This is a genomic window from Sinimarinibacterium thermocellulolyticum (genome assembly GCF_040327995.1).
Lineage (GTDB): Bacteria > Pseudomonadota > Gammaproteobacteria > Nevskiales > Nevskiaceae > Solimonas > Solimonas thermocellulolyticum.
In genome coordinates, this window is the sequence record NZ_JBEPIJ010000023.1 from 1 (window position 1) to 25,091 (window position 25,091).

Annotated in this window: 21 protein-coding genes; 14 read left to right on the top strand and 7 right to left on the bottom strand. The window is 67.2% G+C overall.

What is annotated here, in order from left to right:
* The 10 genes from ABSH63_RS14300 to ABSH63_RS14345 form a co-directional block, all read left to right on the top strand.
* Positions 1–109 (top strand): integrase core domain-containing protein (locus tag ABSH63_RS14300; RefSeq protein WP_352888226.1); only part of this gene is annotated, 109 nt, incomplete at its 5' end.
* Between the two features lie 65 nt (positions 110–174).
* Positions 175–840 carry a YjbF family lipoprotein gene (locus ABSH63_RS14305; RefSeq protein ID WP_352890582.1) on the top strand — a complete coding sequence of 222 codons (666 nt, stop codon included), beginning with the start codon at positions 175–177 and terminating at the stop codon, positions 838–840.
* 75 nt (positions 841–915) lie between these two features.
* Positions 916–2,910 (top strand): transketolase, encoded by a 1,995-nt coding sequence (tkt, locus tag ABSH63_RS14310; RefSeq protein WP_352890584.1) that lies wholly within the window; start codon positions 916–918, stop codon positions 2,908–2,910.
* A gap of 70 nt (positions 2,911–2,980) precedes the next feature.
* Positions 2,981–3,982, top strand: a complete 1,002-nt coding sequence (gene gap / locus ABSH63_RS14315) for a type I glyceraldehyde-3-phosphate dehydrogenase (protein ID WP_352890586.1) — start codon at positions 2,981–2,983, stop codon at positions 3,980–3,982.
* 112 nt (positions 3,983–4,094) lie between these two features.
* Complete coding sequence (locus tag ABSH63_RS14320) at positions 4,095–5,255, top strand: phosphoglycerate kinase (protein ID WP_352890625.1); 1,161 nt, start codon at positions 4,095–4,097, stop codon at positions 5,253–5,255.
* A 170-nt stretch (positions 5,256–5,425) separates the two neighbouring features.
* Positions 5,426–6,223: an AAA family ATPase gene (locus tag ABSH63_RS14325; protein ID WP_352890627.1), complete on the top strand. Its 798-nt coding sequence runs from the start codon at positions 5,426–5,428 to the stop codon at positions 6,221–6,223.
* 25 nt (positions 6,224–6,248) lie between these two features.
* Entirely contained in the window at positions 6,249–7,541 is a 1,293-nt protein-coding gene (locus ABSH63_RS14330) for a mechanosensitive ion channel family protein (RefSeq protein ID WP_352890588.1), read from the top strand.
* Complete coding sequence (locus ABSH63_RS14335; RefSeq protein WP_352890590.1) at positions 7,526–8,089, top strand: DUF3228 family protein; 564 nt, start codon at positions 7,526–7,528, stop codon at positions 8,087–8,089. The genes ABSH63_RS14330 and ABSH63_RS14335 overlap by 16 nt, the downstream gene beginning before the upstream one ends.
* Positions 8,090–8,294: 205 nt before the next feature.
* The gene (locus ABSH63_RS14340; RefSeq protein ID WP_352890591.1) at positions 8,295–9,176 is read left to right on the top strand and encodes a crotonase/enoyl-CoA hydratase family protein; all 882 of its coding nucleotides are present in this window, start codon (positions 8,295–8,297) and stop codon (positions 9,174–9,176) included.
* Between the two features lie 83 nt (positions 9,177–9,259).
* Positions 9,260–9,679 carry an MAPEG family protein gene (locus ABSH63_RS14345; RefSeq protein ID WP_434223280.1) on the top strand — a complete coding sequence of 140 codons (420 nt, stop codon included), beginning with the start codon at positions 9,260–9,262 and terminating at the stop codon, positions 9,677–9,679.
* A gap of 9 nt (positions 9,680–9,688) precedes the next feature.
* On the opposite strand, the gene ABSH63_RS14350 is transcribed toward ABSH63_RS14345, so the two are convergent.
* From ABSH63_RS14350 to ABSH63_RS14365, 4 genes are all read right to left on the bottom strand, one after another.
* Positions 9,689–10,705, bottom strand: coding sequence for a metal-dependent hydrolase (locus ABSH63_RS14350; RefSeq protein ID WP_352890594.1), 1,017 nt, complete (start codon positions 10,703–10,705; stop codon positions 9,689–9,691).
* A 41-nt stretch (positions 10,706–10,746) separates the two neighbouring features.
* A complete protein-coding gene (locus tag ABSH63_RS14355) occupies positions 10,747–11,163 on the bottom strand; it encodes an arsenate reductase ArsC (protein WP_352890596.1) in 417 nt (138 codons plus the stop codon).
* Positions 11,164–11,364: 201 nt separating this feature from the next.
* A complete protein-coding gene (gene arsB / locus ABSH63_RS14360) occupies positions 11,365–12,396 on the bottom strand; it encodes an ACR3 family arsenite efflux transporter (RefSeq protein WP_352890598.1) in 1,032 nt (343 codons plus the stop codon).
* Positions 12,393–12,722, bottom strand: coding sequence for an ArsR/SmtB family transcription factor (locus ABSH63_RS14365; protein ID WP_352890600.1), 330 nt, complete (start codon positions 12,720–12,722; stop codon positions 12,393–12,395). Before ABSH63_RS14365 ends, arsB begins: the two co-directional genes overlap by 4 nt.
* Before the next feature lie 140 nt (positions 12,723–12,862).
* Here ABSH63_RS14365 and ABSH63_RS14370 point away from each other — a divergent pair, with 140 nt between their 5' ends.
* Complete coding sequence (locus ABSH63_RS14370; protein ID WP_352890601.1) at positions 12,863–14,995, top strand: PQQ-dependent dehydrogenase, methanol/ethanol family; 2,133 nt, start codon at positions 12,863–12,865, stop codon at positions 14,993–14,995.
* Between the two features lie 83 nt (positions 14,996–15,078).
* On the opposite strand, the gene acs is transcribed toward ABSH63_RS14370, so the two are convergent.
* Positions 15,079–17,055: an acetate--CoA ligase gene (gene acs, locus ABSH63_RS14375; protein ID WP_352890603.1), complete on the bottom strand. Its 1,977-nt coding sequence runs from the start codon at positions 17,053–17,055 to the stop codon at positions 15,079–15,081.
* Between the two features lie 122 nt (positions 17,056–17,177).
* Positions 17,178–18,386 carry a DcaP family trimeric outer membrane transporter gene (locus ABSH63_RS14380; RefSeq protein ID WP_352890605.1) on the bottom strand — a complete coding sequence of 403 codons (1,209 nt, stop codon included), beginning with the start codon at positions 18,384–18,386 and terminating at the stop codon, positions 17,178–17,180.
* 184 nt (positions 18,387–18,570) lie between these two features.
* On the opposite strand from ABSH63_RS14380, the gene ABSH63_RS14385 reads away from it, so the two are divergent.
* A complete protein-coding gene (locus tag ABSH63_RS14385) occupies positions 18,571–19,257 on the top strand; it encodes a response regulator (RefSeq protein WP_352890606.1) in 687 nt (228 codons plus the stop codon).
* Between the two features lie 19 nt (positions 19,258–19,276).
* Here the strand turns inward: ABSH63_RS14385 and ABSH63_RS14390 are convergent, their stop codons facing one another.
* Positions 19,277–22,759: a hybrid sensor histidine kinase/response regulator gene (locus ABSH63_RS14390; RefSeq protein ID WP_352890608.1), complete on the bottom strand. Its 3,483-nt coding sequence runs from the start codon at positions 22,757–22,759 to the stop codon at positions 19,277–19,279.
* A 193-nt stretch (positions 22,760–22,952) separates the two neighbouring features.
* Between ABSH63_RS14390 and ABSH63_RS14395 the strand changes: the two genes are divergently transcribed.
* The gene (locus ABSH63_RS14395; RefSeq protein ID WP_352890609.1) at positions 22,953–23,213 is read left to right on the top strand and encodes a DUF4212 domain-containing protein; all 261 of its coding nucleotides are present in this window, start codon (positions 22,953–22,955) and stop codon (positions 23,211–23,213) included.
* 10 nt (positions 23,214–23,223) lie between these two features.
* Positions 23,224–24,912 (top strand): sodium:solute symporter family protein, encoded by a 1,689-nt coding sequence (locus tag ABSH63_RS14400; RefSeq protein WP_352890611.1) that lies wholly within the window; start codon positions 23,224–23,226, stop codon positions 24,910–24,912.
* Positions 24,913–25,091: the final 179 nt, after the last annotated feature.

Below are 25,091 nucleotides of genomic sequence, written 5' to 3' on the forward strand. Positions count from 1 at the left end.
GTGGATGCTCGAATACAACGAAGACCGACCCCATGACTCGCTCGGCGACATGACGCCAGTCGAGTATTCTCAAGCCGCCAGGAACTCTACTTTTGAACTGTCGCCTTGACGGGGAAGCTTACGATGGTCGTGGCCTGTTCGATACCGTGGGCCGCTTTACGGCGGATCGGGTTCTTGAAGACTGATCGCCTCCGAAGTCTGGTCGTGCTGCTGGCGGGCATGATCGCCGCTTGCGGCACGGTGCAGCGCGTTCGCGATGCGCTGCCCGGGGGCGATGCAGCCTCCGGGCTCGCTGGGCCCATCGCGGAGCTGGCGCGCCTACCCTATGCGTCGATGTACGTGCGTGTAGGCAGTCGTTTCCACGCACTGATGCTGCTCGGCCACGTCGCGGTGGACGGTACCCAGACTTGGTACGGCATGGACGGCCTGGCGTTACAGCTCAAGAACGACCACGTGATCTACACGCGCGGCTTGCCGACGGACATTTTCGAAAGCCACGCTGCGGGAATGCCGATGGACGGCAACCTGGACTGCGGCGACGGGGTGAGCGTCACCGCGCTCGAGTGGCTGTACTACACACGTTTGCGTGACCAGCAGAGCGACGTCGCCGAGGTCACGGAGTCGGTCCGCTGTGTACGCGAGACCATCGTGACGCTGGGGTACTCGGGGCCCGCCCTGCGCATCGAGGAGCGTGTCGCGCTGCTTCCTGATCGGCGCCGGCAGGTGCGTACGCGCTGGCTGGTCGAGGGCACCGGCCAGCTGCTGCGGCTCGAATACGGCGACCATCCCTGGTATCCCGAGATCGGGTTGTACCTGATCAAGCCGGTCGCGCCTCGCTGATTCAGAGTGGTTGCTGGTCTTGGGGCAAACCCGGACAATACGCGCCCCTTTTTGCCCCCCTTGCTGGTGCGCTTCATGCCCACTCGTTTCGAACTGGCCAACGCCATCCGTGCCCTGGCCATGGATGCCGTGCAGAAGGCCAATTCCGGCCATCCGGGCATGCCGATGGGCATGGCCGACATCGCCGAGGTGCTGTGGAACGATTTTTTGGCGCACAACCCCGCCAATCCGCAGTGGCCCAATCGCGATCGCTTCGTGGTCTCCAACGGCCACGGTTCGATGCTGCTCTATGCGCTGCTACATCTGACGGGCTATGCGCTGCCGATCGAGGAGCTGCAGAACTTCCGCCAGCTGCATTCCAAGACGCCCGGGCATCCCGAGCATGGGCTGACCCCCGGCGTCGAGACCACGACGGGGCCGCTCGGCCAGGGGCTGGCCAATGCGGTGGGCATGGCGCTGGCCGAGCGCGTGCTCGCGGCGCGGTACAACCGTGACGGGCACGTCGTCGTCGATCACTACACGTACGTCTTCGCCGGCGATGGCTGTCTAATGGAGGGGATCTCCCATGAAGCCTGTTCGCTGGCCGGCACGCTGGGCCTGAACAAGCTGGTGGTGTTCTACGACGACAACGACATCTCGATCGACGGCGAGGTCGCGAACTGGTTCGGCGACGACACGGCGGCACGTTTCGAGGCCTATGGCTGGCAGGTGGTGCGCAACGTCGACGGCCACAACCCCGGTGAGATCCGCACCGCGATCGAGACCGCACGCAAGTCCGTCGACAAGCCGACGCTGATCTGCTGCAAGACCGTCATCGGTTTCGGTGCGCCGAACCTGGAGGGCAAGGAGAAGTGCCACGGCGCGCCGCTCGGCGAGGCCGAGATCGAGCTCGCCCGCGAGCGGCTCGGCTGGCCCCATCCGCCGTTTGCGATCCCGGCCGAGATTCGCCAGGCCTGGGACGCGCGGGCCAAGGGTGCCGAGCGCGAACGAGCCTGGCGAGCGCGCTTGTCCGCTTATGCGGCGGCCCATCCCGAGGCGGCGGCCGAGCTCGAGCGCTGTCTCGCCGGCGCGCTGCCGGCCGACTGGTCGGATACGGTCGAGCGTCTCATCGCCGAGTCCGCAAAGGCCGAGCAGCCGGTGGCCACGCGCAAGGCGTCCAAGGCGGTGCTCGATGCGCTCGCGCCGAAGTTGCCGGAGCTCGTCGGCGGTTCGGCCGACCTGACCGAGTCCAATTGCACGGACTTTTCAGGACACAAGGCGATTCGCAGCGGGGCCTACGACGGCAATTACGTCCACTACGGCGTGCGCGAGTTCGGCATGGCGGCGGTGATGAACGGCATTGCGCTGCACGGCGGCCTGATTCCCTTCGGCGGCACCTTTCTCGTGTTCTCGGACTATGCACGCAACGCGCTGCGCATGGCCGCGCTGATGAAGCAGCGGGCGATCTATGTGCTGACCCATGACTCCATCGGTCTGGGCGAGGACGGTCCGACGCATCAGCCGGTCGAGCATCTGGCATCGCTGCGTCTGATTCCGGGCATGCACGTCTGGCGTCCGGCCGATCCCTTCGAGACCGCCGTCGCCTGGACGTCTGCGATCGCGCGCAAGGACGGCCCAAGCGTGCTCGCGCTGTCACGCCAGAATCTGCCGCCGCAGGCACATGGCGATGCGCATCGGCACGGCGCACGCCGAGGCGGCTACGTGCTGTGGGAGTCCGGCACGCCAGCGCTCGTGCTGATCGCCACCGGCTCCGAGGTGCAGCTCGCGATGTTGGCGGCGAAAAGGCTCGCGCAAGCCGGATACGGTGTGCGCGTCGTGTCCATGCCCTGTGCCGAGGTCTTCGCCGCGCAGGACGCAGCGTATCGGGAATCGGTGCTGCCGTCGGCGCTGCGCAAGCGCCTCGCGGTCGAGGCTGGCGTATCGCTGTACTGGCGCGCCTTCGTCGGTCTGGAGGGCGATGTCGTCGGCGTGGATCGCTTCGGCGAATCGGCGCCCGCCGCATCGGTGTTCGCTCACCTGGGGCTCACCGCCGACGTGGTGTACGAACGGGCACTCAAGCTACTGGCATAAAATACCGGGCCGCCTTTCGGGGCTGGCGATTCTTGGTGCGCCGCGGCGCACGCGATGACGAGGAATTGAAATGGCAGTCAAGGTGGGGATCAATGGCTTCGGCCGTATCGGTCGTAACGTGTTGCGCGCCGCGGTGCAGAACTTCGGCAAGGACATCGAGATCGTCGGTATCAACGATCTGCTGGAGCCGGACTACCTGGCCTATATGCTCAAGTACGATTCGGTCCATGGACACTTCAGGGGCGAGATCGCCGTCGACGGTCGCACGCTGATCGTCAACGGCAAGAAGATCCGCCTGACCCAGGAGCGCGATCCGGCCAACCTGAAGTGGCACGAAGTCGGTGCCGACGTCGTCATCGAGTCCACCGGCCTGTTCCTCGACAAGGCCTCGGCCGAAAAACATCTGGCCGCCGGTGCGAAGAAGGTGATCATGTCGGCGCCGTCGAAGGACGATACGCCGATGTTCGTCTACGGTGTCAACCACACGAACTACGCTGGCCAGGCCATCGTCTCCAACGCCTCGTGCACGACCAACTGTCTGGCGCCGCTGGCCAAGGTGGTGCACGACAAGTGGGGCATCAAGCGGGGGCTCATGACCACTGTGCACGCCGCCACCGCCACGCAGAAGACCGTAGACGGTCCGAGTGCGAAGGACTGGCGCGGCGGCCGCGGCATCCTCGAGAACATCATTCCGTCGTCGACCGGTGCGGCCAAGGCCGTCGGCGTCGTCATCCCGGCGCTGAACAAGAAGCTCACCGGCATGAGCTTCCGCGTGCCGACCTCCGACGTCTCCGTCGTCGATCTGACCTGCGAGCTGGACAAGCCGGCGACTTACCAGGAAATCTGCGCCGAGATCAAGGCGCAGAGCGAGGGTGCGCTCAAGGGCATTCTCGGCTACACCGAGGACAAGGTCGTCGCTACCGACTTTCGCGGCGATCCCCGCACCTCGATCTTCGACGCCGACGCCGGCATCCAGCTCGACCCCACCTTCGTCAAGCTCGTGGCTTGGTACGACAACGAGTGGGGCTATTCCAACAAGTGCCTGGAGATGGTGCGGGTGGTCGCGGGCTGACGCCCGCTCGTGAGACGTAAAGGGTGAGACGTTCGTCTCGCGTCTACCCGCCGCGTCTCACATCTCACGTCTCACGTCTCACGGAGCGAACACAGTGCGCGCCATCCTTCGGATGTCCGATCTGGATCTCGCCGGCAAGCGAGTGCTGATCCGCCAGGATCTCAACGTGCCGATCGCAAGCGGCCGCATCACCTCGGATGCGCGCCTGCGCGCCTCGCTGCCGACGCTGAAGCTGGCGCTGGAGAAGGGCGCGTCGGTGCTGGTGGTCTCGCATCTGGGCCGGCCCAAGGCAGGCCGCTTCCAGCCCGAGCACTCGCTGACGCCGGTCGCCGGCTGGCTGTGCGAGCACCTCGGTCAGACCGTGCCGCTGGTGACCAACTGGATCGACGGCGTGCCGCTCGAACCGGGACAGATCGCGCTCGGCGAGAACACCCGCTTTCTCAAGGGCGAGAAGGAAGACGACGAGGCGCTGGCGCGGAAGATGGCTGCCTTGTGCGACGTCTACGTGATGGATGCCTTCGGCACCGCACATCGCGCCGAGGCCTCGACGCACGGCGTCGGCAGGTTCGCACCGATCGCCTGCGCCGGCCCGCTGCTCGCCGCGGAGCTCGATGCGCTGGGCAAGGCGCTGGCGACGCCCAAGCGACCGCTGGCGGTGATCGTCGGCGGCAGCAAGGTGTCGACCAAGCTCGACCTGCTCAACAATCTCGCCGACATCGCCGACCTCTTGATCGTCGGCGGCGGCATTGCCAACACCTTTCTCGCGGCGACCGGCAAGCCGGTCGGCAAGTCGCTTTACGAGAGGGATATGCTCGACACCGCGCGCGGTATCCTCGACAAGATCCGCGTACGCGGGGGCGACATGCCGCTGCCGGTCGACGTCGTCGTCGCGCCGGAGTTCTCGGCCGAGGCGCATGCCGAAACGCGCATGGTCGACGAGGTCGAGGACGACGAGATGATCCTCGACATTGGTCCGAAGACGGCGGCACAGCTCGCGGCCCGGCTCAAGGACTGCGGCACCATCGTCTGGAACGGTCCCGTCGGCGTGTTCGAGTTCGACAGCTTCGCCGCCGGAACCCGGCTCATCGCCGAGGCGATCGCGGCGTCGAGCGCGTTTACGCTCGCCGGTGGCGGCGACACGCTCGCGGCGATGGACAAGTTCGGTGTATCCGAGCGGCTCGATTATGTCTCGACCGGCGGCGGCGCTTTTCTGGAATTCCTCGAAGGCAAGAAGCTGCCCGCGGTGGCGATGCTGGAGGCGCGCGGCGCTTGAAGCGATGGGTGCGCCGCGGCGCGCAAATGGTTCGAGCGAGGCCAGAGCGCCTGGCGCGGACTGCTACGTGTGTCGACCTTTTGTAGACTCCCAGTCTTTCCCTGCGCGAACGTCGAGGACATCCCGTGCGCTTCCAAGGTACTGAAAGCTACGTCGCGACCGACGATCTGATGATGGCGGTCAACGCCGCCGTGACCCTGGCGCGACCGCTGCTGGTCAAGGGAGAGCCGGGCACGGGCAAGACCCAGCTCGCGCGCGAGATCGCCGCGGCGCTAAAGCGGCCGTTCTTCGACTGGGCGATCAAGTCGACGACCAAGGCCCAGCACGGCCTGTATGAGTACGACGCGGTCTCGCGCCTGCGCGATTCGCAGCTCGGCATCGAGAGCGTCAAGGACATCCGCAACTACATCGTCAAGGGCAAGCTCTGGGAGGCCTTCGAGTCCGAGACGCAGCCGGTGCTCCTGATCGACGAGATCGACAAGGCCGACATCGAGTTCCCCAACGACCTGTTGCGCGAACTCGACCAGATGGAGTTCTACGTCCACGAGACCCGCGAGACGATCCGCGCGCGACATCGTCCGATCATCATCATCACCTCGAACAACGAAAAGGAGCTGCCGGACGCCTTCTTGCGCCGCTGCTTCTTCCACTACATCCGCTTCCCGGACAAGGAGACGATGGCCAAGATCGTCGATGTCCATTTCCCCAAGCTGAAGAAGAACCTGTTGCAAGAGGCAATGGAAGTGTTCTTCGGCCTGCGCGAGCTGCCGGGCCTGAAGAAGAAGCCGAGTACTTCGGAGCTGCTCGACTGGCTCAAGCTCTTGGTCGCCGAGGACATCGACCCCGCCGTGCTGCGCGAAGCCAGCGGCAAGAAGACCCTGCCGCCGTTATACGGCGCGCTGTTGAAGAACGAGGCCGACGTGCATCTGTTCGAGCGCGTGGCCTTCATGGCGCGTCGCGCGAGCTGAGCGCGACCCGGCACCGACACCCGTGATGGACGCGGGTCGGTTACCAGTCCTGATCCGTGACGCCGGACGGCTGGCCGAGCAGGCGCTGACCGATCCGGCGAGCTGGGTGCAGCTCGGCATCGTTGCCGGCGTGTGCGCGCTCGGTGCATTGCTCGCGCACCGGCTCCTCTGGCTCGGTGGCGCAGGCTCGCTGTGGCGCCGCTTGATCAACGCGCTGGCGCCGGTGCTGCAACCGGCGATCACGGCACTGCTGCTCTTGGTCGCCGCGGCCTTGGGCAAGACCCTGCTCGAGCAGCCGTGGGTGCTGCGCGGTGCGGTGGTCGTCGCCGCGCTTTGGCTGGTCGAGAGCTGCATCCGCGCGCTGCAGGTCGGGCCGCTGGCCGGTCGCGTGCTGCGCATCGTCGGTGTTCCCCTGGTCTTGCTGCATCTGCTCGGCGTGCTCCAGCCGATCACCGCCGTACTCCAAGGTATGTCGGTCGAGATCGGCAACCTGCGCATCACCGCCAGCGGCGTGCTGCGCGTGCTGCTGTTCGGTTCGCTGCTGCTGTGGCTGGGCTGGCGGCTCGGCGAAGTCGGCATCCACGCGATCCGGCGCCAGGAGAAGCTCGACCTGCGCATGCGCGAAGTGGTCGCCAAGCTCTACCAGATCGGCCTGACCATCGTCGTCGGCCTGATGTTCCTGCAGGTGATGGGGGTCGACCTCACCGCGCTGGCGGTCTTCGGCGGTGCACTCGGTGTCGGCCTGGGTTTCGGCTTGCAGTCGATCGCGTCGAACTTCATCTCCGGCATCATCATCCTGTTCGATCGCTCGATCAACGTCGGCGACTACGTCGAGTTCGAAGACGGCAAGGCCGGTCATGTGCGCGAGTTGACGCTGCGCTACACGACGATCGAGACCTTTGACGGCAAGGACATCCTCGTCCCGAACGACGCATTCATCACGCGGCCGTTCACTAACTGGACGCACAAGGACCGCAAGCAGCGCTACCGCGTCGACTTCTCGGTGGCCTACGACACCGACATCCGCAAGCTGTGCGAGCTGATCCGCACGGCGGTGGCCAAGCATCCGCAGGTGATCAGCGGCGACCACGTTCCGATCGAGGAGCGGCCGGATTGCGAGATCGACAGCTTCGGCGAGTCCGGCGTGAACATGTTCGTCGAGTTCTGGATGGAAGGCATCGACGACGGCCGCAACCGCGTCGGTGGCGATCTCTTGCTGATCATTTTCGAGACGCTGCGCGAGAACAACATCGAGATTCCGTTCCCGCAGCGCGAGGTACGGCTACTCAAGGCAAAGGACCGATGCAGATCCGCCTGACCAAGTTCGCTCGCACGCGTCTTTTCCCCAATCCGCCACGGATCAATGCGATCCAGGGTGTGACCCCCGAAGCCTTCGAGGCCCACCTCAACGTCGAGCCGCCGCTCAAGGTCCTCGATGGCTATGCCCCGTTCTGCAAGTTGCACGTGCACCGCAACTGGACGCAGACGCGCTGTCTGACGGTGCCGATCACCGACGACAACCGCCATCTGCTGCGCTCGGCCTACGAGGCGCGTTCGCGCGACGAGCTGCCGGTACTAGTGCGCTGGCTCGAAAACGTAGTACCACCGGTGGCGGACTACCTGATCGTGATCCTGTACTCGCGCGAGCAGATGGCGCGCGAGAACGAAGCGATCGACGCCGATTGGGGCGTGGTCGGCGTTCTGGCGACGGCAACGCCCGAGGAGATCCCGATGACGCCGATCACGATGATGCGCAACGCGCTCGGCGTCGAGGAGGGCGGCTCGGGCGTGCCGATCGACCGCGATGCCTACCGGCGCAGCGTCGAGTACTGGGAACGCCACGCCAACTGGCGCGTGACCCGCTGACTCGCCGGACGGTCGTTGCCGGCGGCGGCGCTTACCAGGCCCGCGCGGGTCCATCGCGGGTGGTGGGCGCCGCGGTGCGTGGGCCATGCTGGGCGGCGCGCGGTCACCGGGATGCCGAGCTCGGTCAGGCCGATGCTGGCGGCGCTGCGCATTCGCGCCGGCTGGCGCAGAATCAGGGCTCCTCGATTCCCACGCACATCACGCCATGACCTACGACACCCTGGCCTGGACCGTCGCCGACGGCATCCTCACCCTCACGCTGAACCGTCCCGATCGGCTCAATTCGTTCACGGTCGAGATGGCGGACGAGTTGGAATCCGCGTTCAAGCGTGCGAGCGACGATCCGGCGGTGCGCGCGATCGTCGTCACCGGCGCCGGTCGCGCGTTCTGCGCTGGCATGGATCTGACGCGGCCGGGAAATGTCTTCGGTCTCGACGAAAGCCTGCGACCGACGCTGCAGGACATGACCGAGCGGCTCGACGATCCGGCGATCGCACGTGGCCTACGCGACACCGGCGGCCGCGTCACACTGTCGATCTACAATTGCGCCAAGCCGGTGATCGCCGCCATCAACGGTCCGGCCGTGGGCATCGGCGCGACGATGACGCTGGCGATGGACGTACGTCTGGCATCCGAGAAGGCGCGCATCGGCTTCGTCTTCGGCAGGCTGGGCATCGTGCCCGAAGCCTGTTCGAGCTGGTTTCTGCCACGCATCGTCGGTATCTCGCAGGCGCTCGAATGGTGCTACAGCGCCGACATCCTCGACGCCGAGGAAGCCAGGCGCGGCGGTCTGGTCAAGGCCGTGCTGCCGCCGGACGAGCTGCTGCCGGCGGCCTACGCGCTCGCACGCCGCTTCGTCGACAACCGCTCGCCGGTCGCGATCGCCCTGACACGGCAGATGCTGTATCGAAACGCCGCACAGCCCCATCCGATCGAGGCGCACCGGATCGATTCGCTCGCGATGTTCCACACCAGCCTCAAGGACGGCAAAGAGGGCGTCGCCGCCTTCCTCGAAAAGCGCACGCCCAACTTCACCGCGCGGGTGCCGGACGACCTGCCGCCTTTCTACCCGGACTGGGCAAAGTAGTCCGGCGATCCGAAAACGGGTGTTGCCATCGCGTCGCGAGCGGCCGATGACCCGGGCTTCTCGACGCGACCTGGGAGATGACGATGTCGACCGTGATGCTGCAGCCCGTGGTCGCGCTGGTGCTGTGGACCTTCGTCATGTGGCTGTGGATGTATGTGACGCGGATTCCGGCGATCCAGCGCATGAACCTGAAGCTCGATCCACAGGTGCCGCCGCGGGAGCTGATGAACCAGTTGCCCGCGCGCGTGCGCTGGAAGGCCGACAACTACAATCACCTGTTCGAGATGCCGACGCTGTTCTACGCCGTGGCGCTGTCGCTGGCGCTGCTCGGCGACGCGACCAGCGGCTCGGTGATCCTCGCCTGGGCCTATGTCGGCTTACGCGTGGTGCACAGCGTGTTCCAGGCCACGGTCAACAAGATCGAGGTGCGCTTTGCCTTGTTCGCGCTGTCGTCGCTGCTGCTGCTGGCGCTGACGGTGCGTGCGGCGATGGCGGTGTTCTGAAGCCCCCGCTCACCGCGACCCGGGCGCCGGCAGCTTCGGATCGAAGATCCGCCGCCCGAGCCAGGCCACACCCTCGCCAGTCGGCGGCCGCCAGCGCTGCGGCTCGGGTGGCAGCGCGTGCAGCGTATCGTCGGTGTCGCGGCGCGCGACGGCAAAGGTGAAGAAAAAGTACGGCGCCTGGCCCATGCGCAGGTCGCTGATCAGCACCTTACCCTCCCGCTCCTGCATCGCGAAGAAGCCGTGGCTGAACGCAGCGATGCGCGCGACCGGCTCGTGGTCCTTGAGCGCTTCGTACAGATCCGGGCGGCGTTCGTGGCGGGTGAAGCCGATGGGTGCGTCGCCATCGAAGATCGAGCGGAAGCCTTCGAAGTAGGCGTCCGGCGTCACGGCGACGATGCGCCACAGCAGGCTGTTGAACGGCGTGGGCGTCGCCAAAATGCGCTCGACCGGCACGCCCTCGGCGCGCAACTGCCGCGCCGCCGTCTCGCGCACCTGCTGTTGCCAAAGCACGCCCCAGGCCAGATAAGCGCAGCTCAGCGCGATGCCGGCGAGGTTCCAGCGTAGCCCGCGGTCGTCCTGCAAGCGTAGCGCGGCGATCACGCCGAGGATCGGCGGCAACGTATAGAGCGGGTCGATGATGAAGATGCTGCCGACGCCGTAGGGGTGATTCGTGAACGGCAGTCCGAGCTGGGTGCCGTAGATCGTCATCACGTCGAGCAAGGGATGCGTGACCAGCACCAGCGTCACCGCCAGCCACCAGCGCCTGAACAGACGCGCTTCGTCGTGCACGAAGGCGATCAGCGCGGCGATCAGCGGCGCGACCAGCACGAGATAAAACGGCGCATGCGTTTGCGCGCGGTGCAACACCATGTTGCGCACCGCATCGCCGTGGTCGATCAGCGCATCGAGATCGGGCAGAGTGCCCAAGACCGCGCCCCACAGCGCGGCGCGGCCGAACGGCGTGCGGCGGCCCATCACGGCGACGCCGACGGCGGCGCCGAGTGCGATCTGCGAGACGGAATCCATGGGCGCAGAGCCTAGCCGCAAACGTCGGCGCGGCGAAAGGCTCAGCCGTCGACGAAGGCTTGGAGCGTCTGCAGCCGTGCGTCGATCGCATCGCGGGCGTCGCGGAAGGCCTGCAGCGCCGCATCGCGGTCGGCCTGCGCGTCGACCGCGGCCGGGTCCGCAATCGGCCAGTGCAGCCGCTGCACGTTGCCTGGCAGGACCGGGCATACCTCGTCCGCACACAGCGTGATCACCAGGTCGAAGCGCGCGGCATCGAGCGTGTCCACCGACTTGGAGTGATGGCCGCGGATGTCGATGCCGATCTCCTGCATGACTTCGATGGCCAGGGGGTTCACGCGCGAGGGCTGAGAGCCGGCGCTGGCGATCTCGGCGCGATCGCCGAAGCGGTGACGGGCCAGGCCCTCGGCCATCTGGCTGCGCGCGGAATTGGCGACGCACAAAAAGAGGATCTTTTTCATGGGCGAGCAAAGATGGTGAGCGCGCTTTCCGCTGGTTGAGGTTCGCTGGGGTGTTCGCTGGGTTGTTCGACCGGTGCGGCCAAGGGCGCGATCGCCTGTGCCTTCACCTCCAGCCTGCGTGCGTCTTGGGCATACGGCCGATGCGGCGGTGGACGTCGATCGTGGGCCGGGCGTTGACGGCGCTTGCGTGCGGGCCATGGGTCACGCGCGGAGTCCTCGTTCGTACCAGGCCTGCGAGCGGTTGACGATCCAGACCACGGAGAGCATCACCGGCACCTCGACGAGCACGCCGACGACGGTGGCCAAGGCCGCGCCGGACTGCAGGCCGAACAGGCTGATGGCGGCGGCGACGGCCAGCTCGAAGAAATTGCTCGCGCCGATCAGCGCCGACGGGCCGGCGACGCAGTGCGCCTCGCCGCTCGCGCGGTTCAGCAGATAGGCGAGGCCGGCGTTGAAGTAGACCTGGATCAGGATCGGCACCGCGAGCAGGGCGATGATCAGCGGCTGCGCGAGGATGCGCTCGCCCTGGAAGCCGAACAGCAGCACCAGCGTCGCCAGAAGCGCGCTCATCGACAACGGCTGCAGGCGCGCGAGCAGCTTCGCCAGCGCAGCCTCGCCGCCGGCGGCGAGCACCGCGCGCCGCAGCAGTTGCGCGACGATCACCGGCACGACGATGTACAGCCCCACCGACAGCAGCAGCGTGTTCCAGGGCACGACGATCGCCGACAGGCCGAGCAGCAGGCCGACGATGGGCGCGAAGGCAACGAGCATGATCGCGTCGTTGAGGGCGACCTGACTCAGCGTGAAATGCGGCTCGCCGCGCGTCAGGTGGCTCCAGACGAAGACCATCGCCGTGCACGGTGCCGCGGCGAGCAGGATCAGGCCGGCGATGTACGACTCGATCTGGTCGGCCGGAAGCCACGGGCGGAACAGATGGCCGATGAACAGCCAGCCGAGCAACGCCATAGAGAACGGCTTGACCGTCCAGTTCACGAACAGGGTCACGCCGATGCCGCGCCAGTGGCGACCGACCTCGCGCAGCGCGGCGAAGTCGATCTTCACCAGCATCGGCACGATCATCAGCCACACCAGCACCGCGACCGGCAGGTTCACCTGCGCGATCTCGGCGTCGCCGATGGCGCCGAACGCGCCGGGGAACAGATGGCCCAGCGCGATACCGACGACGATGCAGGCGGCGACCAACAGGCTCAGGTAGCGCTCGAAGACGCTCATGCCTTTGCATCCTCGGCGGCGGCGCCGGTGATCTCGCAGCCGGCGCCGCTGCAGCAGTTCTCGCCGAGATAGGCGATCAGCGCGTTCATCGCCTTGAAGTCCGGCGCGTAGTAAATGAAGCGCCCGTCCTGGCGGGCCTTGAGCAGGCCGGACTGGGTCAGCTCTTTGAGATGGAAGGACAGCGTGGCCGGCGCGAGTTTCAGCCGCGCCTGGATGTCGCCCGCGCAAAGGCCCTCGGGGCCCTTCTGCACCAGCAGACGGAAGATCAACAGGCGGGTTTCCTGGGCGAGCGCCGACAGGCGCGCGACGGCGGTCTGTATTTTCACATTTCCAGTTTCATGGAAATAAAGTCCGCCGTCAATCGGCAACGGATACTGCATTCGGCTGAAGGTGACTCCCCGCTTTCGCCCGACAATGGCGCTCGATTGAGCCCCGCGCCTTTTCGCGGATGGCCGAGGGGGAGACGATGAAGCACCTGATCCGCAGCGCTGCGCTGCTGCTCGCCGCCAGCAGCGCCGTCGCCAGAGTCGACAACGCCGCGCTGTCCGACGACGCCGACGGCCGCGATTGGCCGGCCTGGGGCCGCTCCTTCAGCGAACAGCGCTACAGCCCGCTGGACCAGATCAACACCGGCAACGTCGCGCGGCTGGGCTTGGCCTGGTCGCTGGAGCTCGACGAGGTGTGGAATGTCTCCAGCCAGCCGCTCGCGATCGACGGTGTGATCTACACCGCCGTGGGCTACAGCCGCGTCTACGCGATCGACGCCAAGAGCGGTGCCGTGCTCTGGCAGTACGATCCCAAGGTCGATGCCCGCAAGATGCGCATGGCCTGGGGTTCGCGCGGCCTTGCGTTCTGGAACGGTAAGGTCATCGCCGGCGTGCAGGACGGCCGCCTGTTCGCGCTCGACGCGAAAACCGGCGAGAAGCTCTGGGAGGTGCTCACCACCCGGCCGGGCGATAACCGCTACATCACCGGCGCGCCGCGCGTCTGGGGCGGCAAAGACGGCCGTGGCCGCGTGATCATCGGCCACGGTGGCGCCGACTTCGGCCACGTGCGCGGCTACGTCACCACCTATGACGCCGATACCGGCGAGCAGCTCTGGCGCTGGTACACCGTGCCCGGCAATCCGGCCGACGGCTTCGAGAACGAAGCGATGGAAATGGCCGCGAAGACCTGGAGCGGCGAGTGGTGGAAGTACGGTGGTGGCGGCACGGTCTGGAACGCGATCACCTACGACCCCGAGTACGACCGCGTCTACCTGGGCACCGGCAACGGTTCACCGTGGAACGCGCAACTGCGCAACCCGGGCGGCGGCGACAGTCTGTTCTTGTGTTCCATCGTCGCGCTCGATGCCGAAACCGGTGAATACGCCTGGCACTACCAGACCACGCCCAACGAGACCTGGGATTTCAACTCCGCCATGGACATGGTCACGGCGACCCTCGTCCTCGGGGGTAGGCCGCGCAAGGTGCTGTTGCACGCGCCGAAGAACGGCTTTTTCTACGTGCTCGACCGCGAGGACGGGGCGCTGATCTCGGCCGAGAAGATCGGCAAGGTGACTTGGGCGGAGCGCATCGATCTGGCCACCGGGCGCCCTGTGGAAGTCCCCGGTGCGCGCTACGAGGACGGCCCGGCGCTGGTGTGGCCTGGCTCCGGCGGCACGCACAACTGGCATCCGATGGCGTTCAGCCCGGACACGGGCCTGGTCTACATCCCGGCGCGCGAAATGCCCGGCGTCTACGACGGTGAGGGGCGCAAGGCCGGGCAGTGGACGATGACGCCGGATGACGTCCTGGGGCTCAAGGGCTTCTTCGACGACATCCCCAAGAACGCGGGCAGTACCTCGCTGCTGGCCTGGAACCCGGTCACGCAGACCCAGGCCTGGCGCAAGCCCACACCGGGCGCAACGGCCGGCGGCGTCATCGTCACGCGCGGCGGACTCGTGTTCCAGGGTCTTGCCGATGGGCGCTTCGTCGCCACCGATGCCAGGACCGGCGCCGAGGTCTGGAGCCATCCGATGGGCGTCGGCACGCAGGCGCCGCCGCTGACCTACGAGGTCGATGGTGTGCAGTACGTCGCCGTACTGGCCGGCTGGGGCGGCGCGCCCTCGCTGCTCGGTTCACTGTCGGCGCAGCATGGCTGGGTCGGCCGCCAGTATCCGCGGCGCCTGCTCGCGTTCGCCCTCGACGGCAAGGCCAGGCTGCCGGACTCGCCGCCGCCGGTGGACAAGGTCGAGCCGATCGACGACCCCGCATTCGTCGTCGACGCGGCGAAGGCCGCGAGCGGGCAACGCATCTACGCACGCCAGTGCACGATCTGCCACGGCACCGCCGTGATCGCCGGCGGCTACGCGCCGGATCTGCGCGCCTCACCGGTGCCGCTGTCGGCCGAGGCCTTCAACGCCATCGTGCGCGACGGCGCGCTGATGTCGCGCGGCATGCCGCCGTTTGCCGAATTCAGCGACGCCGATCTGGACGCGCTGCGCCACTACATCCGTCAGCGCGCACGCCATGAGCCGTCCGTCTGGGATCAGCTCGGCCAGCTCTGGGACTTCATCAAGCTGATGGTGCGCATGGAGCTGGCCAAGCGCGGCGGCTAGGCGCGCCACGGCGATTCGGCCGCTGCCCGTCATCGACCGGCCCGGTCTCCCATCGAGCCTCCGCCGGCGGCTGCCCCCAGCACTCAGGCCTTGCCGGCGAGCTGGTCGACGATGGCCGGGTTTTCCAGCGTGGACGTGTCCTGCGTGATCGCCTCGCCCCTTGCAATCGAGCGCAGCAGGCGGCGCATGATCTTGCCGCTGCGGGTCTTGGGCAGGTTGTCGGCGAAGCGGATGTCGTCGGGCTTGGCGATCGCGCCGATCTGCTTGGCCACGTGGTCGCGTAGCTCCTTGGCGAGTTGTTCGGCCTCGGCGCCGGTCGGGCGCGCCCCCTTGCAGATCACGAACGCGAACACCGCCTCGCCCTTGACCTCGTGCGGGCGGCCGACGACCGCGGCCTCGGCGACGCGCGGATGCGCGACTAGGGCACTTTCGACTTCCATCGTGCCGAGGCGGTGGCCGGAGACGTTGAGCACGTCGTCGACGCGGCCCATGATCCAGAAGTAGCCGTCGGCGTCGCGGTGTGCGGAGTCGCCGGCGACGTAGTACTTGTTCCCGAACTGCGCCCAGTAGGTCTTGATGTAGCGTTCGTTGTCGCCCCAGATCGTGCGCAGCATCGACGGCCAGGGCTTGCGGATCACGAGGTAGCCACCGGCGTTCGCCTCCTTCACCGGCTCGCCGGATTCGTCGACGACATCGGCGAAGATGCCGGGCAGGGGCTTGGTGCAGGAGCCGGGCTTGGTCGGCACCGCCCCCGGCACCGGCGCGATCATGATGCTGCCGGTCTCGGTCTGCCACCAGGTATCCACGATCGGCAGCTTCTCCTTGCCGATCACGCGGTGGTACCACATCCACGCCTCGGGGTTGATCGGCTCGCCGACGCTGCCGAGCAAGCGCAGTTTGGACAGGTCGTACTGCGCCGGGAATGAATCGCCGAGCTTCATCAGCGCGCGGATCGCGGTCGGTGCGGTGTAGAAGATAGTGACCCCGTGATCCTGGCAGAGCTTCCAGAAGCGGCCGGCGTCCGGCACCGTCGGTGCGCCCTCGTACATCAGGATGGTCGCACCGTTGGACAGGGGACCGTAGGCCACATAGCTATGCCCGGTGATCCAGCCGACATCGGCGGTGCACCAGAACACGTCGTCGTCGCGCAGGTCGAAGACCCACTGGCAGGTGAGCGTCGCGCCGAGCAGATAACCCGCCGACGAATGCTGGATGCCCTTGGGCTTGCCGGTGGAGCCGGAGGTGTAGAGCAGGAACAGCGGGTGCTCGGCCTCGACCCAGGCCGGATCGCAGCGGTCGGCCTGCTGCGCCATCAGCTCGTGCCACCACAGGTCGCGACCTTCAATGAAGGGCACCTCATGGCCGGTGCGCTTGAGCATGACGACCTTCTCGATGGTCTTCGCGCCGGCGGCGAGTGCATCGTCCACCGCCTTTTTGAGTTCCACGATGTTGCCGCCGCGGTGGCCCCCGTCGGCGGTGATGACCAAACGCGCACCGGCATCCTCGATGCGGTCTTTGAGCGAGGTCGCCGAGAAGCCGCCGAACACCACCGAATGCACCGCGCCGATGCGCGCACAGGCCTGCATCGCGATGACGGCCTCCGGCACCATCGGCATGTAGATGACGACGCGATCGCCGGCGCGGATGCCCAGGGACTTCAGGCCATTGGCGAGCTTGCAGACCTCGGCGTAGAGCTGTTTGTACGTGTAGTGGCGCGTGTCGCCCTTCTCGCCTTCGAAGCGGATCGCGATCTTGTCGCCGCGCGTCGCCAGATGGCGGTCCAGACAGTTCACCGAGACATTGGTCTTGCCGTCGGCGAACCAGCGGTAGTTCGGCGCGTTCGACTCATCGAGCGCCTCGGTGAACGGCGTCTGCCAGGCCAGCTCCTTCTTTGCCAGATCGGCCCAGAAGCCGACGGGGTCTTTCGCCGCTGCCGCGTGCAGCGCATCGAGCTTGGCCGCATCCAGGCGCGCGCGTGCGACGAAATCGGCGGTGGGGTCGAACACGCGATTCTCGCTCAGCACCGACTGGATGGTTTCGTGGCTCTTTGCGCTGCTCATCTGGGGCCTCCTGCGGGGGTCTGGTCGTGGGCGCACTGTGGGCGCTGGGGGGTTGTTATGGCATGGGCCGCCGCCGGCGTCCACCGGCGGCGGCCCGCGGCGCGCAGCCTGTGCAGCGCGCGTCAGAACACGTATTTCGCCGAGAACTGCAGGCGGTCGAGACTGCCGTCTGCGCCGGACTCGACTTCACGCTCGGCATGCCGGTACTCGGCGCCGACGGTGATCTTCGCCACCGGCGAATACAGCAGGTTGACGCTGCCGCTGACGATGCGCTTGGTCACGCCGTCGCCGGTGAGCACGACATCGTTGTCGGCCTGGAAGGTCGATGCGGTGATCGTCGTGCGCAGCTTCGGGCTCCAGGCGTGGCGGTAGGCGATGTAGCCGGCAGCGATGCCGATCGCTTCGAGATCGTCGCCATCGCGCACCGCGTCGGCGGAGATGCCTAGACCGATGTAACGGCCGATGCCTTCGCCCCAGTTGGCCATGAAGCGGATGTCGTCGTTGGGCCCCAGCGGCAGCTTGCCGGAGACACTCAGGCCGTAGCCGATCGCGTCCGCATCCAGGCCCTCGTCTGCTTCGGTGGCGGGATTGTCGGCATCGTCGGCCGCAAGCTGACGAACGATGCCGGCTATGCCGAAGTTGCCGCCGTTGCCAACCGGCGTGATCCAGCGTGCGACCAGGTCCGGCACGCGGCTGTCGTTCTTGGCGCCAAGGCCGGTGACCGTGGTCTCCGGGTTCTCGATCGCGATCGCGAACGGCCCCGAGCCGTAGCGCACCATCGGCTGGCGGTCGAACACGGTGCCGTCGGTGGGAAAGGCGACGAAGTCCAGCGTCTCCGGAATCGCGCCGAGATTCTGGAAGGTGCTCCACTCCTGCCCGAGCAGCCAGTTGCCATAGGTGATGAAGGCGCGGCGCAGGCCCGGGTTGTAGGCATTGGTCACGACCTCGTTGCCGGCGCCCTGATTGACGATGAAATCGAACTCGATGTGCGCGCCCAGGGTCACGCCGTTTTCGAGCGGCGTCTTCGCGCCGAGGAACAGGCGCGTCTCCTTGGCGTGGAGGTCGAGGGCATCGTAGCTGCTGCCGCCGCCGGCGGAGACCGGGATCGTCGACGGCACGTACAGGTCGCGCGAGGTGCTCTGCGCGACCTCGCCTTCGGAGAAGCGGCTGTAGAGCACGTCGAGCTTGACGTAGCCGCCCCAGTTGAGCGTGGTTTCGCCGAACCTGGTCTCGCCCGCCTGGGCAACGCCGGATGCGCAGGCGATGCTGGCGGCCAATGCGTGGCGCAGCCAGGGCTGCGCGTCGCGCCTGGTGTTCATCGGTGTGTTCATGCCGTCTCCTCGTCGTGATGCGCGCCGTGGGCGGCGCTTCGAGGTCGGACTGTGCGCGGGCGTGCAGGCTTTCGACCATTCGCCCTTGGTCGAATCGGGTGGGATCTACGACCAAGGTCGAATACGACGACGCGCGCGGCTGGCACAAGATGAGCGCTGCCGGTCACCGGAATACACTCGGCTCATGGCTGCGCAGACCGTTGTCATCGCGGACGACCATCCGCTGTTCCGCAGCGCGCTGGCGCAGGCGCTGCGGAAGATGCTGCCGGACGCCGAGCTGCGCGAGGTCGCGGATTTCGCGTCGCTGCGTGCGCTGGTCGCGGACGAGGCCGGCATCGACTTGGTGCTGCTCGATCTGCAGATGCCCGGCGCGCAAGGCTTCTCCTCGCTGCTGTTCCTGCGCAGCGAGCATCCGGACATCCCGGTGGTGATCGTGTCGGGCCGCGAGGAGCCGGAACTCATGCGGCGGGCGCTGGACTTCGGCGCCGCCGGCTACATTCCCAAGTCATGCAGTTTCGAGCAGATGAGCGAGGGTCTGCGCGAGGTGCTCGCCGGCGATATCTGGACGCCGCCGCAGCTCGCCGAAGCGCCGCCGTCGACCGATACCGACCGTGAGCTCGCGCAGCGCATCGCCAGCCTGTCGCCGCAGCAGTACCGTGTCTTCATGATGCTGGCCGACGGGCGTCTGAACAAGCAGATCGCCTTCGAGCTGGGCGTGATGGAGGCCACCGTCAAGGCGCACATGACGGCGATTCTGAACAAGCTTGGCTTCGTCCGTCGCACGCAGGCGGCGCTGCTCGCGCAGCGCCTGCTGCAGACCGAGGCGATGCCGCTGGCCGTGCCCGACACCGGCGACGACGGCGTCGACTGAGGTTTCGACTGCGGTGTCGTCAGCGGCGTGCGGCGAGCAGCCGGCTCAGCAGCGCGCGCAGCTTGGCGACTGCGACCGGCTTGGGCAGGAAGGCGTAGCCGCGATCGAGCGCCGCCTGACGCGCCTGCGGCGTGTGATCCGCGGTGATGACGACGCCGGGCACCGCCCGCGCCCAGCGCGCCTGTAGTGCGTCGAGCGCATTGATGCCGGAGGCGCCGTGATCGAGGTGATAGTCGGCGAGCACCAGATCCGGTGGTGTCGCACTGGCTTGCAGCGCCTGGTCGAGATTGCGGCAGGCGCACACGCGGCAGCCCCAGCTTTCGAGCAGCGCGCGCAGACCGGCGAGCACATCGGCTTCGTTCTCGATGCACAGCACCTGCACGCCGATGAAGGCCGGCTGCGGCTGCGGCTGTGACGCGACCGCAGCCTGCACGGCCGTGGCGTCGCCCAGTGGCACGCTGACCCAGAACACGCTGCCGCGACCCGCGGTCGAACGCAGGCCGATGGGGTGGCCGAGCAGCCGGGCGCTGCGCTCGGCGATGGCCAGCCCGAGGCCCAGGCCGCGCTCGCCCTGCGCATCGTGGCTGTGCAGGCGGCGGAACTCCTCGAAGATGTCGGCCTGCCGGTCGGGGGGAATGCCGGGGCCGGTGTCCCAGACCTCGATGCGCAGTGCACTGCCCGCGCGACGGCAGCCGAGCAGCACGCCGCCGCGTTCGGTGTAGCGCAGCGCGTTGGACAGAAAGTTCTGCAGGATGCGTCGCAGCAGACCCGGATCGGTGTGTACGACCTGAGCGCTCTTGCGCACGCGCAGGCGCAGGCCGCGTTCCTGCGCGAGCACCGTGAAATCGGTGGCCAGCGGATCGAGGATGTCGGCGAGCGACACGTGTTCGCGGCGCACCGGCAGCGCGCCGGCGTCGAGGCGCGAGATGTCGAGCAGCGCCGACAGCAGGCGTTCGGCGGCAGCGAGCGAGCCTTCGACATTGCGCATCAGCGCTTCCGCTTCGGCGCCGATGCGTGCACGGTCGCGCGCGGCGACGAACAGCCGCGCAGCGCTGATCGGCTGCACCAGATCATGCGAGGCGGCGGCGAGAAAGCGTGTCTTCGCCGCGTTCGCGCGTTCGGCCGCCGACTTGGCGAGCGCGAGTTCGCCGGCCAGATGCGACAGCTCCTGGGTGCGTTCGCGCACGCGCTGTTCGAGCGTATCGGCAAGTTCCTGCAGGCGCGTCTCGGCCTGCTTGTACGCGGTGACATCGGTGTAGCTGGTGACGAAGCCGCCGCCGGGCATCGGATTGCCGCGGATCTGGATCACCTGGCCGTCCGGCATGCGCCGCTCGTGCTCGTAGGCGCGGCCGGCGCGCATGTGTTCGAGCCGGCGTTCGATCAGCGCCTCGATCTGCTCACCGTCGTTGCCGAGCAGGCCGCGGCGCGCGTTGTAGCGCAGCAGATCCTCGATCGGCTGCTCCTGCACGACGAGCTCGGGCGGGTAGTCGAACAGCTCGACATAGCGCCGGTTCCAGGCGACCAGGCGCAACTCGCGATCGACCACGCTGACGCCCTGCGGCAGATGTTCGAGCGCTGCCTGAAGCAGTTCGCGCGAGAACTGCAGCGCGTGCGAGGTTTCGTCGAGCACGCGGATCACGTCCTCGACCTGCATGTCGCGGCCGCGCAGCATCGCCGACATCACCACCCGGGCCGACGAGGCGCCGAGCGCGCCGGCGAGCAGGCGTTCGCTGGCACGCAGCATCTGCGGCGTCGCGCGGTCGCGGTCGTGCAGGCGCATGCCGGCGCGCTCGCCGAAGTCGCGCAGCAGCTCGCTGGCGCGCTCGGCGCCGAAGAAGCGTTCGAGCAGAATGCGCAGATCGCCGACGGTGGTGCTGCCGGAAAGGCTTTTGCCCGGTGCCGGCGGCGGCGCGGCAACGTCGATGAAACGCACCGCATGCAGATGGTCGCGCAGGCCCGGCGTGACCCAGCCCGAGACCAGCACATAGCCGGCGAGGTTGAACGCCAGGCTCCACATCGTGCCGTGGGTGACAGGGTCGAGCCAGTCGATGCCGAACAGGCCGTGCGGGCGCAGCCAGCCGATGCCCAGCGGGCCGTCGCGCAGCAGGGCGCTGTCGGCGCCGAGCAGGGCCGGCAGCATCAGCGTGTACGCCCAGATCGCGAAGCCGGCGAGCAGGCCGGCGAACACGCCCTGATGGGTGCCGCGGCGCCAGTACAGGCCGCCGATCAGCGCCGGCGCGAACTGCAGCACCGCGGAAAACGACAGCAGGCCGATCGAGGTCAGCGTGCGGTCTGCGACCACTCGCGTGTACAGCCAGGCCAGCGCCAGCAGCAGCACGATGCTGACGCGGCGCACGGTCTTGATCAGCCCGGACAGATCCTTGCCGCGCGCCAGACCCAGCGGATGCCAGCGCAGCAGCGCCGGCATCACCAGCTCGTTGCTGAGCATCGTCGACAGCGCGATTGCCGAGACGATGACCATGCTGGTTGCTGCCGAGAACCCGCCGATGTAGGCGAACAGCGCGAGCTGTGTGCGTTCGCCGGCCAGCGGCACGCCGAGCACGTACATGTCCGGTGCCGAGACATGTCCGGCGACCAGCGCGCCGGCGCCGGCGATCGGCAGCACGAACACCGAGACCAGCAGCAGATAGACCGGAAACACCCAGCGCGCGGTGCGCAGCTCGCTGCGGTGCTGGTGCTCGACCACCATGATCTGGAACTGGCGCGGCAGGCAGATGATCGCCGCCATCGCCAGCACGGTCTGCGCGATGAAGCCAGTCATCCAGTCGGGACGCGCCATCGCCTCGGTGACCTGCGGCTGTCCGAGGGCCGCGGTGATCGCATCGCCCATGCCGTCGAACACGCCGTAGGCGGCGTACAGGCCGATCGCGACGAAGGCGAGCAGCTTGACCACGGACTCGAAGGCCACGGCCAGCACCAGGCCATGGTGGCTCTCGCTCGAAGACACATGGCGCGTGCCGAAAAGGATTGCGAACGCGCTCAGCAGCGCTGCCGTCACCAGCGCGCCGTCGCCGAGCCAGCCGCCGCCGGCCGGCGAGGGCTGCGTCATTACGCGCAACGAGTCGGCCACGGCTTTGAGTTGCAGCGCGAGGTAGGGCAGTACGCCGATGACCGCGATCAGCGTCACCAGGCTGGCCAGTGCCTGGCGGCGGCCGTAGCGCGCGCCGATGAAGTCGGCGATCGAGGTGATGTTGTGATGCCGGCACAGCGCGATCAGCCGTTCGAGCAGCGGCGCGCCGAGCAGGAACACCGTCATCGGCCCGAGGTAGATCGGCAGATAGTCCCAGCCGCTGGCGGCGGCGCGGCCGACCGCGCCGTAAAAGGTCCAGGAGGTGCAGTAGACGGCGAGCGCCAGACTGTAGGTCAGCGGCCGTGCGCGCGTCTGTTCGCCGCGCGCCGCGCGGCGGTCGCCCCAGTACGCGATCGCGAACAGCAGGCCGACATAGGCCGCGGATATCAGCAGCAAGGACCAGCCGGGCATGCGCCTCCCGGGGCGATGGGTCGGTCGCAGTGTAGCGACGCACGTCACCAACGTGCACCGGCGGCAGGACCGCTGCGACCAAAGTCGCAGGCGCGGGCGCCTGGTGCTTAGACCAAAGTAGCGATGGCCGTGTGCCGCGCCATTGCTAGATTGGCAGGCGACGCATCTCGCGCGTGCATTGGAGGAGCAATCAATGGCTGAGAACACATCGGCAGATGCCTATTGGAAGGCCAACATCCGCTTGGTGCTGTGTCTGCTGGCGATCTGGTTCGCGGTGTCCTACGGCGCCGGCATCCTGTTCGCCGACTGGCTCGACCAGTTCCGTATCGGCGGGTTCAAGCTCGGCTTCTGGTTCGCCCAGCAGGGATCCATCTACGTCTTCGTCGGACTGATCTTCTACTACGTCTGGCGCATGAACCGGCTCGATCGCGAGCACGACGTCCACGAGGACTAGGAGAAATCAGATGGATGTCATGACCTGGACTTACCTCATCGTCGGTGCGAGCTTCGCGCTGTACATCGGCATTGCGATCTGGTCGCGCGCCGACTCGACCTCGGACTACTACGTCGCCGGCGGCGGCGTCTCGCCCATCGCCAACGGCATGGCCACGGCCGCGGACTGGATGAGCGCCGCCTCTTTCATCTCGATGGCCGGCCTGATCGCCTTCATGGGGCGCGACGGCTCGGTGTATCTGATGGGCTGGACCGGCGGCTACGTGTTGCTGGCGCTGCTGCTCGCGCCCTACCTGCGCAAGTTCGGCAAGTTCACCGTGCCGGACTTCGTCGGCGACCGCTACTACTCGCAGACCGCGCGCATGGTCGCGGTGATCTCGGCGATCTTCGTGTCGTTCACCTATGTCGCCGGGCAGATGCGCGGCGTCGGCATCGTGTTTTCGCGCTTTCTCGAAGTGGACATCACCATGGGCGTGATCATCGGCATGGCGATCGTGTTCTTCTACGCCGTGCTCGGCGGCATGAAGGGCATCACCTACACGCAGGTCGCGCAGTACTGCGTGCTGATCTTCGCCTACATGGTGCCGGCGTTCTTCATCTCGCTGATGCTGACCGGCAATCCGATTCCGCAGCTCGGCTTCGGCGCCAAGACCGCGGACGGCGTCTACCTGCTCGACAAGCTCGATGGCCTGGTGACCGAACTCGGCTTCACCGCCTACACCGCGGGAGTCAAGCCGACGATCGACGTCTTTTGCATCACGCTCGCGCTAATGGTCGGCACCGCCGGCCTGCCGCACGTGATCGTGCGCTTCTTCACCGTGCCCAAGGTGCGCGACGCCCGTCGCTCCGCCGGCTGGGCGCTGGTGTTCATCGCGATCCTCTACACGACGGCGCCTGCGATCGCGGCCTTTGCGCGCACCAACCTGATCGAGACCATCCACGACAAGCCCTACGCCGAGGCGCCGGCCTGGGTGAAGAGCTGGGAGAAGACCGGACTGATCAAGTGGGAGGACAAGAACGCCGACGGCGTCATGCAGTACGTCGCCGCACCGGATGCCAACGAGATGACCATCGACCGCGACATCATGGTGCTGGCCAACCCGGAGATCGCGAAGCTGCCGAACTGGGTCATCGCGCTGGTCGCGGCCGGCGGTCTGGCGGCGGCACTGTCGACGGCGGCCGGCCTGCTGCTGGTGATCTCGACCTCGATCTCGCACGACCTGCTGAAGAAGACGCTGATGCCCGGTATCACCGACAAGCAGGAGCTGCTGTTCGCGCGCTGTGCTGCGGCACTGGCGATCGGCATCGCCGGCTATCTGGGCATCCATCCGCCGGGCTTCGTCGCTCAGGTGGTCGCCTTCGCGTTCGGACTCGCCGCCTCGTCGTTCTTCCCGGCGATCATCCTCGGCATCTTTTCCAAGCGCATGAACAAGGAGGGAGCGATCGCTGGCATGATCACGGGCATCACCGTCACCGCGGCCTACATCATCTACTTCAAGTTCGTGAATACGGCGGCGAACACGCCCGACAACTGGTTCCTCGGCATCTCACCCGAGGGCTTCGGCGCCATCGGCATGCTGGTGAACTTCGCGGTGGCCACCGCCGTCGCGGCGCTGACCAAGGCGCCGCCACGGCACGTGCAGCAGATCGTCGAGCACATTCGTGTGCCGCGCGGCGCGGGTGCCGCCCATGCGCACTAAAAGACGGCCATGCAGGTAGAAAATCTATTTATATCAGTGTCTTGTGGGCTATGGCGTCGAAATGCGCAAGCGCCTCGTGTAAAAAAGTGAACGTCCGGTCGCTTTCCCTCCCTTAGGCCGGACAATGCCTGGGCCGCGACCCGCAGCCTCCCCCTCCCGGGATTGCGGGTCGCGGTCTT